This is a genomic window from Thermogemmatispora argillosa, from assembly GCF_059696725.1.
In genome coordinates, this window is sequence record NZ_AP019377.1 from 4,605,252 (window position 1) to 4,617,874 (window position 12,623).

The following is a 12,623-nucleotide window of genomic DNA, read 5'->3' on the forward strand; positions in this document are numbered from 1 at the left end:
TGGCAAACGGCGGGGCGGCAATCGCAGGGCTGCGTTGCCGCTCCGGGGCGCCGCAGTCATGCCGGGCTTGCTGCCTTGCTTGCCGGGGTGCGATAGGGGGAGCGGGTTAATGAAGGGAAAAGGAGGCAAGGCGACAACTGGCGGGGCGGTTCGCTACAACCATGAAAACGGGAAAGGATAGCATGACATCAGGTATGCTCACTACGCAGGGGTCACAGATTATCAATGCCGAGGGCCAGCCCGTCATCTTGCGCGGCGTCGGGCTGGGTGGCTGGATGAATATGGAAAGCTTCATCACTGGCTATTCGGCCAATGAGGAGGCGCAGCGTGAAGCTTTATACAGGGTACTAGGCCCGGAGAAATATCGCTTCTTCTTCGATCGCTTTCTAGAGTACTTCTTCGGACCCGAGGATGCGCGCTTTATCGCCTCACTGGGCCTGAATCTCGTGCGCATTCCGATCAACTATCGTCACTTTGAGTCGGATATGGAGCCCTTTGTGATCAAAGAAGAGGGCTTCCAGCATCTGGATCGCGTGGTCAATCTCTGTGCGGAGCAGGGAATCTATACCATTATTGATCTGCATGCTCTGCCGGGTTGCCAAAACCAGGACTGGCATAGCGATAATCCGACGCACAAGGCGCTATTCTGGAAGCATCGGCATTTCCAGGACCGGACGGTACATCTCTGGCAGGCTCTCGCTCGCCATTATCGTGATCATCCCTGGGTAGCGGGCTACAATCCCATGAATGAGCCTGGCGATCCCACTGGCGAGCTGATCGAGCCGTTCTATCGCCGCCTCTATGAGGCTATTCGTGAAGTTGACCCAAACCACATCATCTTTTTCGACGGGAACCGCTATTCGCAAGAGTTTCACATGTTCCATGAGGTCTGGCCCAACACGGTATTCACTGCCCATGACTACGCTGAGCCGGGCTTCATCTATGGCGGTCCCTATCCGGGCTATACCGATGGCCAGTACTTTGATGCCAGGGTTCTCGAAGAGGTCTTTCTGAAGCGTACCGCCTTTATGCGTGAGAAGGGCAGCCCGATTTGGATCGGCGAATTCGGTCCTGTCTATCGTGGAGAGCCAGAGGCCGATGCCATGCGCTACCAGGTGCTGCGCGATCAGTTGGAGATCTATCAGCGCTATGGGGCGAGCTGGGCGATCTGGACCTACAAAGATATCGGCCTGCAAGGCCTAGTCTATACCGCTCCTGACTCGCCGTGGAACGAGCTGCTGCGCCCGTTCCTGGAGAAGAAGGCTCGCCTTGGCGCCGATACTTGGGGCACACTGGATACGCAGATCCGCCATATCATGCAGCCGCTGGAGGAGACCTTTGCGCGTGAGTTTCCTAACTATGCCCCTTTCCCGTTTGGTGCGGGTTGGCTCATTCGCCGTCTGGTGCGCCATATTCTGCTGGCGGAGCCTCTGCTAGAAGAATTCGCGGCGCACTTCGCCGGTTTGAGCGAGGAGGAGCTTGATCGCCTGCTGCAGTCGTTCCGCTTCGAACAGTGTCTGCAGCGTGAGCCGCTCAACGACATTCTGAAGGAGTACGCCCAGCGATGACAGCGCAGTAGCAACCGCTCAGCGGCACTGGGTAAGCAAACCAAGCCGGGCGCCGGTGCTCCCATCTCTGGCGAGCAGATTTCTCCCCCCTTTGAGCACCGCGGTACCCGACCCTGGCTCCCTTTCCTGGAGAGCCGTGAGGCTCTCGCACTAGCCTCCCTGTCCCCGGGAGGAGAAACGGGCGGCTGCCATGCCTCTGCGGCATTGGCAGCCGCCCGTTTGGCTCTCCTTAGCTAGAGAAGAGACCTGCCTCTCTTTCGCTCTACTGGCTCGCCGCTACATGAGAGGAGGGCTGGCCCGCGCCGCTGGTCGCGAGCGCGGGGCTGGTCAGCGGCACAATCTCAACAATGGCGTTATAGTCAGGCATGCCAGCAGCAGTATCACAGACGCGCCGACGGATCAGGACATTGCACTCTGGCCAGAAGGCCTGCACGTTGCGCGGTTTGATCTCGTCAATGTAGATGCGGCAAGGCATGCTTTGACCATTGTCGCTCTTGACCAGAACGCGATCGCCGTGGCGCAGGCCGAGGGCAGCGGCATCCACGGCGGACATGAAGAGGCTGTCGCGCGGGGCTCCGCTCATGGTGTCCTTTTTGCCGTAGATCAGGCTATTGAACTGTTTGCCACGCCGCGTTGAAAGGATAAAGCGCCCCTCGGGCAGGTTCAGCTCTGGCGGACGCAAGACAGAGAAATGGGCCTTGCCGTCGGGTGTCTTGAACTGGCCGTCGCGGTAAAGCACGCGTCCGCCATATTGCACCTGGTCGCCTGGCTTGCGCAAGCGCTCTATGCCGGCATAGAGCGGCATAACGCGCGCGATCTCCTCGCGGATGGCCTGGGCGTTAGGGAAGATAATCCGGTCGCGACGCTCAGGATAGACGCGGGCCGCGACTTCCTGGAAGATCTCCCACTCGCAGCGTGCTTCGCCGATGCGCGGCCCAGGAATCTCGGGGGTAAAGATAATGCGACGCTCAGTACTGGTTTCAGTGCCACCACCCGGTTGCTCGTAGCGCGTTTGAGCGGGCAGCAGCACAACAGTATCCGCCGGGTCGACCAGCATCTGACTGGTCACAAAGATATCCTGATGCACGCGCAGAGGGATGCGCTCCAGAGCCTGGCGTACATAGTCTGGATCGGGCAGTACCTCCAGGAAATTGCCGCCGCTGCAGTAGAGCACATCAAGATCGCCGTCGTAAGCAGCATCGATCATCTGGACGGCGCGCAGGCCAGCCCCCTCGGGCACCTCGAAGCCCCAGAGCTGGCTGAAGCGCTCGACATCGGCAGGATTATTGACGGAGGCCCCACCCGGCAGAAGATCGGGAACGGCGCCAACTTCAGCCCCGCCTTGGACGCCGCTATGGCCGCGGATGGGCACAACGCCGCAGTGTTCTTTGCCGACCCAGCCTTGCGAGAGGGCAAGATTTACTACGGCCTTGACATTTTGGACGCCAAAGGTATGCTGGGTCAGTCCCATGCTCCAGATCAGGATACCGCTGCGCGCCTGGTGGATCAGCTCCGCGAAGCGACGCATCTCAGCGCGCGGGAGGCCGCTGTAGCGCTCTAGCGTTTCCCAATCCTGGTGGGCCAGCTCGGCTTGTAGCTCTGGCCAGCCGGTGGTATGACGGGCAATGAAGTCGTGATCAACCCAGCCCTGTTCGATGAGATACTTCAAGGTGCCGTTGAGGAAGGCAATGTCGCCACCAGTAGACACCTGGAAAAAGTCATCCATGAGCTTCGTCCCCATAACGGCGCTCTCAGGCACCGATGGCACCCAATAGCGTGTCAGGCCCGGCTCCTTGTAGGGGTTGATGACGACGATACGTGTGCCCGCCTTCTTGGCGTAATAGAGATACTTGGTAGTGACGGGCTGATTATTGGCAATATCGCTGCCGAGCAGAATGAGCAGGTCGGTACCGATCCAGTCTTTGTAGGAGACAGAGGAAGCGCCGACGCCCAGGGTCTGCTTAAGCGCGACCGTGCTGGGGGAGTGACAGACGCGAGCGGCATTGTCAATGTTGTTCGTGCCCAGAAAACGGGCCACCTTCTGGGCAACGTAGTAGACCTCGTTCGTGATGCCACGCGAGGTCAAGTAGAAGGCCAGACGATCTGGACGCGTGGCACGGATGCGCTCAGCGATCAGGTCAAGGGCTTCATCCCAGGAGACGCGCCGGAAGCCGCGATCACCGCGGTGCCGTACCATCGGATAGGGCAGGCGACCGAGCTGGCGCAACTGGGGGCTGGAGAGCTGCTTGAGGCCCTCCAGGTCGTTGACAAGGCGCTCCCAGGGCATTGCCCCCATTGTATTGAGCTGGAGCAGATTGAGGCGGATAGTACACAGATGGATACCGTCCATCGTCCAGTCGCGCATGCCGTAGGTGCCAAGAGCGCAGCCGTCGCAGCAGCCGCGCGTCAGGATGCGCCAGGCATAGAGCGGATGGCGACGATTCTGCCAGACAGTGCGTGCAATCTCTGTAAAGTGGTGAGGCTTGCGCTCACCCAGCCCGAAGGGTTTCCAACTGGCCCACAAACGCGGTGAAAGGAGCTTGCTTACAGCCATAACCTCGCCCTTTCTCTGGCTGAACGTCTACTTTCGTGCGAGCGAAAGAACATTCACAAGATGAAGACTGCTATACTGCCGATTGTCTTAGTTGAGCGACACCGCACCAGTTCAGAAGAGATCTCAGCTCTTTCTGAACAGTAGAGGCACAGGCAAGCCCAATCTGACAGCTACCTGTTGTGGTGGTCTGCTTGCCTGTGCCCAGGCCGATCAGGGCAAATGGAATTATGCAGGAGCGGCCTCGCTCACAGCCTCGGCCTCGCTACGCGGCGGACGCGTGACGAGCGGCAGCAGGAAACTGAGGGCCATGAGGATAGCCAGGGCCACCAGCGCTACGACATAGCCGCCGGTGCGGTCCTTGACCTGAGCGATCAGGATCGGCCCGAGCACGCCGCCGGCGCTCCAGGCTGTCAGCATCAGACCGTAGATCGAGCCAGCGTTTTTCGGGCCGAAGTAGTCCGCAGTAAAAGCGGGCATAGTGCCGAAGCCGCCGCCGTAGCAGAGCGCCACAATCAGCGCTGGTACCAGAATGATAGCGAACGACTTAATAAAGGCAGCCATCAGCAGGAAGAGCACCACCTGCAGAGCAAACATGACCATAAAGACCTGACGTCGCCCGATCAAGTCAGAGAGCCAGGCCCAAATAAAGCGTCCGCAGGCGTTGAAGATCGAGATCAGACTAACAAAGAGCGTGGCCAGGGTATCGGGGGCACCGCCGCCAAGGGCGATCTGCTTAGCCTGAGAGATCATCGAGATGCCAGCGGTCACATTGAGGGCGAGGATGCCCCAAAGGGCGTACCATTGCCAGCGTGTCAGGGCTTCGCTGGGAGTGAAGTCGCGGGCGGCGCGCTGCGCGATCACCTGGGCGCTGGGGGTCCAGCCGGCGGGACGATAGTCGGCGGGCGGATTAGCGTAGAATTGAGAAGCGAGGCCGATCAGGATCAGATAGATGATCCCCAGCGTCATGAAGGCTGGGCCAACGCCGTGAGACTGCACACCGCCGCCATAGGCGCTCATCAGCAGAGGGCCTACCTGTGAGACGATGACTGCTCCGCCGCCGAACCCAAAGACAGCCAGGCCGGTCACCATACCACGCTTATCGGGAAACCACTTGACCAGGGTCGCCACAGGCACAATGTAGCCAAGACCCATGCCCAGGCCTCCCAAGACGCCGTAGGCCAGGCAGAGAAGCGCTAGCTGATTGCCAGTGAAACCGGACAGGAAGACCCCTAATCCATAGCAAACAGCCGCGGTTGTTCCCACAATGCGGGGGCCTACGCGGTCCATCCAGAAGCCACCGATGGCCGCAGCGATCCCCAAAACGAGGATGGCGATCGTGAAGGGCAGCGTTGCCTGCGTGTTATCCCAGCCGTACAGCTTTTGCAGCTGAGATGAAAAGACGCTCCAGGCATAGACCGAGCCAAGCGCAAGCTGCATCACAATGGCAGCGATGACAATAATCCAGCGATTGCGTACCTGCATCGTCGAGGTGGCGGTTGCCATAAGCTCATCCTTTCTGGCTGCTAGCTCCGCTAGCCTTGCCCTGATGGGCTGGCTGCAATGCCAGCCTTCGTGCTCACCGTTGCCGGCTGCTCACAGCTACGAGAACGGACCTGGGGAAATAGTGGCTGCTTACAGGCTGACTGATCCAGGCTGATGAGCCGTGGAGGCCAAAACTATCCCGGCGGTGGGCGCCAAGCATGGCGGCGCGTCTCGACCCGATGCGGCGCGCGCCACGCATTTCAGCATCCTGCCAACAGACTGGTCGATCAGTAAACTCCTCCTCTGGCCACAGTCAGCCAGGCCGCTATGCTGAAGAGAAGGAACGGGCCCCAGGCTGCTTTCCCGGCGTCAGAACCGGTCTGCCAACCGTACAGGAGCGGTGGCTGATTGCCACTGCCGGGGCAGGCTGCTCCTCCCCCTCCTGCTGACCCTCCGCCCTGGTGCCTATTCACAGAGCAAAGATAGAGATTGGCCCCATGCGCCAGAGATACAGGAGAATAAGGGGAATATCCTGACCCGAGCACTGCGCACGCACGTTGGAGGAAAAGCCTCAGTGGCCCGAGCTGAGACTTTCACCGCCCGGCTCTTCGCTCAGGGAAACAGTATGTTGAGGAGCTGTGATAATCTACGATAAGTATACCAGACTCCTTTGAGTCAATCAAGTCCATCTCTGTTTAATCTCAGAAAATCTATTGCAGTATGTTTTAGTGGCGAGAACAGTATTTATCACTAGCGAAGCTCAGTTTGCCAATCTCGACCTGTGAAACCGCTACTGCCTCAGCGGGCAAGACACGTAGTCCAAAGCCGGAGAAGAGGAGAATGACCAGCGAGCCGACCAAGGATAATCAGAAGAGCGATGGCAGGCTCCAACCTCGCCATCTGCGAGCCATCAGAGCAGGGAGCCTGCGAGTGCTTGCACTGGGCAGCGAGTCTGAAAGCGAGATGCTGGCGCGTCACTTCCTACGCCAGGGTTGGAGCCTTCGGCGCACGCCCCATTTTCTTGCCTTTCGGCGCCAGCAGGCAAGAGAAGAGGAGCGGGTCCTTATTCATCGTCTGAGCATAGAGGAGAGCGATAACCGTCTCGTTGACTATCTTCAGCAGGAACTGGTCAGCATTGGTTGGCTACAGGGAGAAGACGATTTTAATGCTACCCTGAACGCCCTCATCGTCTCCTTTGGGCCGACAGAGCCTCTGCAAGCCTGGCGTCGCTTTGCCCTCAACACGTTCGCCCGGCTCAGCGCCCTGATCGCTCCGGCTCCGCCAGGCGTGGACCCTGGTGAGAAGAAGGACAGTGGTGAAACTATCACTGCCTTCGCGGCTATCTACCGCCGTTTACTCACTCTGCTGCAAGGAGGCAGCCTGCTTGATGTCGGCTGCGCCTGTGCCTATTGGCCGCTGCTCGTTGTCAAGGGAGGCCATTGCTCGCCGGGACCAATTGTCGCCGTTGATCGCCGAGTCGAGGCCCTACGCTTATCGGCCTTAGTGGCCGAAGCCCTGGGTTTGACGGATCGTCTGCATTTAGTGCAGCTCGATCTGCTGCAGCCGGCCTTTCTTCGCCTGGGGCAGTTTGATACCGTGACTGCCATCCACCTGCTGGAGCATCTAGATGAAAGCGATCTGCCGCGCGCGCTCGATCAGCTACTTCACGTCACTCGCCGACGTCTTCTCATTGCCGTTCCCTATGAGGAACGCGCCCAAGAGTGCTATGGACATCGTCAGATTTTCTCGGCGGAGAAACTGCAGTTCTGGGGCCAATGGTGCTGTGAGCGACTGGAGGGGCGGGCCTCCTACTGGTGTGAGGACCTCCTTGGAGGATTGCTTGTGATCGAGCGCCTTGGCCATCCTGGCTGACAGCGGCCCGCGGGCGAAGGGGCCAACCAGAAAAGGGCACTGAGCGCATCTCTCTCTGATGGGAGATGCGCTGGTCCGCGGCAGCATCAACAGGAATGGGGCAGGCCAATTCCCGAGCCTGCCCCGACGGGAGAGAGTGGTCCGTCCCGGGCGGAACCAGGTTCCATCTCAGCGGGACGGACCGCTGATTGAGACGGAGGCGCTAGACGATCGTACAGGCAGTGCCATTCAGATAGAAGGCTGTCGGCGACGGATTACTGCCGCTCCAGGTCCCATTGAAGCCTGGATAGACCGAAGAGCCTGGCGGGATCGAACCATTGTAGCTGGCGTTCGTAATCGTCACCTGGTTCCCTTGCTGGGAGAAAACACCGTTCCAACCCTGGGTTACCGTCTGGTTGCCAGGGAAGGTAAAGGTGAGTGTCCAGCCATTAATAGTCGTAGTTCCGGTGTTAGTCACCGTCAGGTTCGCTGTAAAGCCACCGGGCCATTGATTCACAGCGTAATGGACACTGCATTTTAAGCCTGCCGTAGCGGTCGGTGTAGGCGTCGGCGACGGCGTTGCCGCCGGAGTAGGAGTCGGCGTCACCGTAGGGCGAGGCGTGGGCGTCGGAGACGGCGTCGGACTCGGCGTCGGAGTGACAGCCGTCGTCGGCGTGGGGGTCGCTGTCACAGTTGCCGTAGGAGTCGGCGTCGTCGCGGCGCCAGCGATATCGCCGTAAACGATTCCGAAACCGTTCGTGCCCAGGTAGACGCGACCATAGATGCGCGGGTCGCCCGTAATCGTTGTAATGTTGCCGTACTGATGCTGACTGTCGTTAATCAGCACCCAGGTATTACCACCGTCGTCGGAGCGGAAAATGCCGCGCACATTGCCAACGATGCCGCTGATATAAATCGCCGGATAGCTCTGGCCGGGGGCAGGCATGCCGAAGCCAATCTTATCAGCACCTGCCAGGCTGGTCAGCTTCGTAAAGGTCTGACCGCCATCGGTTGAATGCCAGAGACCATAGTCGCTGGTCCAGGCGTTGCCACCGGCCACCCAGACATCGCCCTCACGGCCCGGCACAGCCTTCACCACCACCGAATCTCCGGCCTGGGGCAGGCCTGTCGCCGAAGAGGCCGTAAAGGTGGCGCCGCCATCCGTACTGTACCAGAACTTCCCCTGTCCGTAGGCGTAGAACTTCTTCGGATTCACACGGTCCGAGGCCACGACAGCATTCTGCGGCACATTGGCCGAGGCCACCCAGCTATTACCATTGTCGGTCGAATAAGAGACCGGAGCGTTCACCGGGGCCCACAGCACACGGCTGGCATCTGCCGCAGCGGCCACTGTGCCACCGTTCTGCGAGACGCCGGGGATGTCCTTATTCCCAGCGAACCAGGTAGCCCCGCCATCGTAGCTGAAAGCGGTGCTGGTCACTGGTGGGCTGGCGCTGGGGTTACCATAGCCGACGCGCACCATAAAGTTCGGGTTCAGCTCAGCGTAGTCGATGGCGGCATACGAACCGGCGTAGGGGATGTAGTACATCTCCGGCGGAGACTTGGTTAGATCGTCGTGGCGGAAGCCGCTCACATCGGCCATCGTGCTATAGAGATGAGCATTGGCCGGCGGACTCACCAGATCGGTAACGTATTCCTCCTCGATGCCCAGAGCTGTACTCTTAAAATTCACAATGCCGCCATTCTGGTAATTATCCCAGGCCGTCAGATTATTGGTCGCATAGAGCGTGGCGCCGGTGCCATACATCATGCGATCCGAATTGAAGGGATCGATGTTCATGCCCTCGATCATCCAGCCCAGCTTCACCGCCGGCACTGGCGGCACTGGGTTCTTATTGCCGAAATCAAGCCAGGGAGCGTTCGAAACATCGATCGTGTAGTAGAGATTGCGATTAGGATAGCTGGCCCAGGTCCAGATAGGTTCCCAGGTGGCGCCGCCGTTGGTCGTGCGGAAGAGCTGGGCATCAGGCCACCACGAATTAACACTGGCTACCACGATCGTCCCAGGATGCTGCCAGTCGACCGCCAGGCCGCCGTAGCCAAAGTAATCGTTGGCGCTATCGGAGCCGGGCACGGGACTGATCTTCGTCCAGGTCCCTGTACTGGGCGTAAACTTCCAGACATCGCCACGGCTCCCATTGTAGGGACCCTCCCAATCGCTGTAAGTCACATACAAGGTCCCTTGTGAATCAACCTTTCCCTGGTGGGGCAGATAGCCAGTAGAAGCATCGCTGGTCGTGCTCCAGGTGGCGCCGCCGGTGCAGGTCACAGTCGTGCCACTGACGCTGCAGGTCGGCTCGCCCGGGATAGGCGCCCAGGTTGCACCGGCATCGGTGCTGCGATAGATGTTGTAGGCTCCGCTGCGGTTGTCTGCAACCCCAACATAGATCGTTTTGGTGGGGCTGCCTGGCGTGCCAGTCGAGGGATCAAAGGTGACCCAGACTACGCCGACAGGATCACTGAGATAGCCGGTGGGATCGTTGGGGTTCTCGGCGAAGGGACCGGTGTCAGGGAAGTTGGTCACCTTGCTCCAGGTCACACCGTAGTCAGTGCTGCGCCAGAGACCATTGCCGCTACGGGCACCAAAGTAGAGAATGGCGTCGTCGTTGGGGTCAATGGCCAGGCGCTCGCCCATGCCGCGCCCGGGCATGTTACCGCCCATCTTAAAGGGCATCTGCGTGATCTGGAAGGTATTGCCGTAGTCGGTCGAGCGCAGGATGACCCCGTTTTGGTTGGTCCAGTTATTGGTGTACATGCCGGCGGCGATGTAGAGACGGTTGGGCTGGACGGGATCAGTGGCGATGCTCTCGACGCCAGCCATGTTCCAGTTGTCGGGGGTCACCCAGGACATCAGTTGAATCCAGGTGCCGGTGTTGGGGTCCCAGCGGTAGGCTCCTCCGATGTCTGTGCGCGCGTAGATCAGATCCTTCTGTTTGGGATTGAAAATCACGTCGACAACATAGCCACCGCCACCACCAGTAACCACATTGCGCCAGGTGTAGGCCTGCGTGGCCGCGGGGGCTGCGCTAGCGGCGCGCGGGGAGCGCACGCTAGCCAGAGCGATGGTGAGCAGCAGCATGGCACAGAGAAGGAGCAAAGGCAGAGCCCGCCTGACCCACTCGTGCCATCGCTGCCATCTGCGGGGAGGTGAAACGTGTTCTACCATAGCAGCACTCCTTTGCAGCGGTAGTGATCAGGAAGTACACTGAGCAAGCATTTGACACCGGCGCGGGGAGAGCCTTGCTGTTCGCTCGTTCATACCGGCTCCTATACGCGATGGTATCGCTCCCGGGAGCGATACCACAAGAGCAAGGGCTGAGCAGATAGTAGGCAGATGTGCAGCAGCAGTGCACCGACCCAGGCCGGGGCCAGCCCAGAAGGCGGAGAGGAGGGATCGAAGTGATTGGGGTGCATAAATGTACAATTAGGGTGCATTGACACGACTGGAGGTTGCTACGAGCGAGCGGTAATGCTACAATAGCAATCGTAAACGGTTCCGTAATCGGTTACATAACGAATGAAACTGTTGTGATCTGCATTGTTAGGAAGCATCTCTCATTGTACGGCGGCTGGCAGTATCGAGAGTGTACAATCGAGAGAGTGAGCAATGCAGAGAGCAACGGAACGCTGTGAGGTTGCGATCAGCAAGCAAAGGCCGTCACAGAACTGCAGAGCAGGATGCTCTCAGCAGATCAGCCAATGCTGCGAGGTCTTTGGAGGAGACACGCATGCCGACCCCAAATCGTCGCCTTAGGCAGGCACGCGAACTACGAGGTTGGTCCCAGGCCAAAGTTGCGGAGCAGATCGGTACCGATGCCACCACAGTCAGTCGTTGGGAGCGAGGATTATTTTCCCCGACCCCTTACTTTCGTGAGAAACTCTGTCAGCTCTTTGGCAAGAACGCCGAAGAGCTAGGGTTACTAGACAACAGCAAGGAGCAGCCCGAAGGGAGCGGGGCTGCGGCGATGGCGCCAGCGGTTGTGAGGACAGAAGTCGGGGAGAATGGTCATCCCTTCCCCTGGGGCGTGCTACCACCTCAAGCGCCTTCCTGGCAGCAGCGCACAGATACCTTTGCCTATATTTTACAGAGCGCGGTGCATGACGTGCAGGCACATCTCCTGTGGGAAGATGCCTATGTGCGCGTACTGCAGGGCCAGAGGGCGCAGGCGCAGCGCTCGGGGGAGGCCAGTCTGAGCGCCTTCGAGCAAGTCGGGCATATCAACGCTGCCGTCCTGCGCGAATGGTTACAGCAGCACGGCCTGCTTACCTCTTCCTCATCCTCCTCCTCCTCTTCTACTGAGGTTGTTGGTTCACCCGGGTCTCAACAGCACCAGCCGCCATCTTCTACCGTGTCGGCGTCGGGTTCCGGGTCTGGGACCACTGAAAGGCCAGTGGGAGCCATTCGCCGCTTTGGCTATGGCAGGAGCCTGGGTTTCCTCCTGGTGCTCATGATCGTAGCTGCGGTGATCCTCTGTGGACTCTCGATTGGTCAGCTACAGCCTACAGTTCTTTCCTCGCCTCGCCTTGCTGGCTCTGGGCAGGATGCCCGCGCAGTTGCGACAGCTTCTCCAACAAGAGCGGCCACCCTTTCGTCTTCTACTCCCACTACCACAGCTGCCAGGTCAGCGATGACACCTCAACCTGGGCAGCCCGCTCCCTCCCCTACGATCCCGCCTCAAGCCACCTCGCCTGTTCCTGCTGCCGCTGCTGCTACTTCTGCTTCTCTCATGATTACGGTTAATCCGGCCAAGTTGACCCCTCGTGACTGCGTTCTTGAGGCTCTGGGCTATCGTTGTACGTTAACGCTGTGGCCTTTCACGGGCCAGGCGAGCAAGCTCTCCTGGCAGGCTAGCAGTCGAGATCTTCCTGTGCGCTTCAATCCGCCGGGAGGTACCTGCACGCCGGGTCAGCCGTTTGAGGTGATTGCCTACATTGTAAGCAGCTCAGGTCAGCAGGGGCACCTCCTCTTTGCTTTCACGATCCCATCTTCGGGCGCCACATACACGCAAGTTGTGCTCTGGCAAGACTAGCCGGCGAGTATGCTGCCGGTCCGCTCACTGATTGGGCTGTCTCTCTGCTCCGCTGGCCAGTTGGCCCGGGGCCTGTCCTATCACGGCCTACCTAGCTCTCTGGCGGGTAACGGTTGG

6 protein-coding genes are annotated in these 12,623 nt (G+C 59.5%); 3 read left to right on the forward strand and 3 right to left on the reverse strand.

Features of this window, described 5'->3' with window-relative positions; genetic code table 11:
• Positions 1–182: 182 nt before the first annotated feature.
• A complete protein-coding gene (locus AC6H1L_RS18095) occupies positions 183–1,568 on the forward strand; it encodes a glycoside hydrolase family 5 protein (protein ID WP_497598865.1) in 1,386 nt (461 codons plus the stop codon).
• Positions 1,569–1,830: 262 nt separating this feature from the next.
• Here the strand turns inward: AC6H1L_RS18095 and AC6H1L_RS18100 are convergent, their stop codons facing one another.
• Both AC6H1L_RS18100 and AC6H1L_RS18105 read right to left on the reverse strand, forming a co-directional pair.
• Positions 1,831–4,122 carry an FdhF/YdeP family oxidoreductase gene (locus AC6H1L_RS18100; protein WP_497598866.1) on the reverse strand — a complete coding sequence of 764 codons (2,292 nt, stop codon included), beginning with the start codon at positions 4,120–4,122 and terminating at the stop codon, positions 1,831–1,833.
• Between the two features lie 225 nt (positions 4,123–4,347).
• Entirely contained in the window at positions 4,348–5,625 is a 1,278-nt protein-coding gene (locus AC6H1L_RS18105; protein WP_497598867.1) for an L-lactate MFS transporter, read from the reverse strand.
• 819 nt (positions 5,626–6,444) lie between these two features.
• Here AC6H1L_RS18105 and AC6H1L_RS18110 point away from each other — a divergent pair.
• Positions 6,445–7,476: a methyltransferase domain-containing protein gene (locus AC6H1L_RS18110; protein ID WP_497598868.1), complete on the forward strand. Its 1,032-nt coding sequence runs from the start codon at positions 6,445–6,447 to the stop codon at positions 7,474–7,476.
• A 202-nt stretch (positions 7,477–7,678) separates the two neighbouring features.
• On the opposite strand, the gene AC6H1L_RS18115 is transcribed toward AC6H1L_RS18110, so the two are convergent.
• A complete protein-coding gene (locus tag AC6H1L_RS18115; RefSeq protein WP_497598869.1) occupies positions 7,679–10,642 on the reverse strand; it encodes a cellulose binding domain-containing protein in 2,964 nt (987 codons plus the stop codon).
• Positions 10,643–11,204: 562 nt separating this feature from the next.
• Between AC6H1L_RS18115 and AC6H1L_RS18120 the strand changes: the two genes are divergently transcribed.
• Positions 11,205–12,506: a helix-turn-helix domain-containing protein gene (locus tag AC6H1L_RS18120; protein WP_497598870.1), complete on the forward strand. Its 1,302-nt coding sequence runs from the start codon at positions 11,205–11,207 to the stop codon at positions 12,504–12,506.
• Positions 12,507–12,623 lie beyond the last annotated feature (117 nt).

What these genes read in the sequence shown, in the direction of transcription:
- AC6H1L_RS18115 (WP_497598869.1), bottom strand. Translation starts at nt 10,642, where the DNA reads ATGGTAGAACACGTTTCACCTCCCCGCAGATGGCAGCGATGGCACGAG.
- AC6H1L_RS18110 (WP_497598868.1), top strand. Translation starts at nt 6,445, where the DNA reads ATGACCAGCGAGCCGACCAAGGATAATCAGAAGAGCGATGGCAGGCTC.
- AC6H1L_RS18100 (WP_497598866.1), bottom strand. Translation starts at nt 4,122, where the DNA reads ATGGCTGTAAGCAAGCTCCTTTCACCGCGTTTGTGGGCCAGTTGGAAA.
- AC6H1L_RS18120 (WP_497598870.1), top strand. Translation starts at nt 11,205, where the DNA reads ATGCCGACCCCAAATCGTCGCCTTAGGCAGGCACGCGAACTACGAGGT.
- AC6H1L_RS18105 (WP_497598867.1), bottom strand. Translation starts at nt 5,625, where the DNA reads ATGGCAACCGCCACCTCGACGATGCAGGTACGCAATCGCTGGATTATT.
- AC6H1L_RS18095 (WP_497598865.1), top strand. Translation starts at nt 183, where the DNA reads ATGACATCAGGTATGCTCACTACGCAGGGGTCACAGATTATCAATGCC.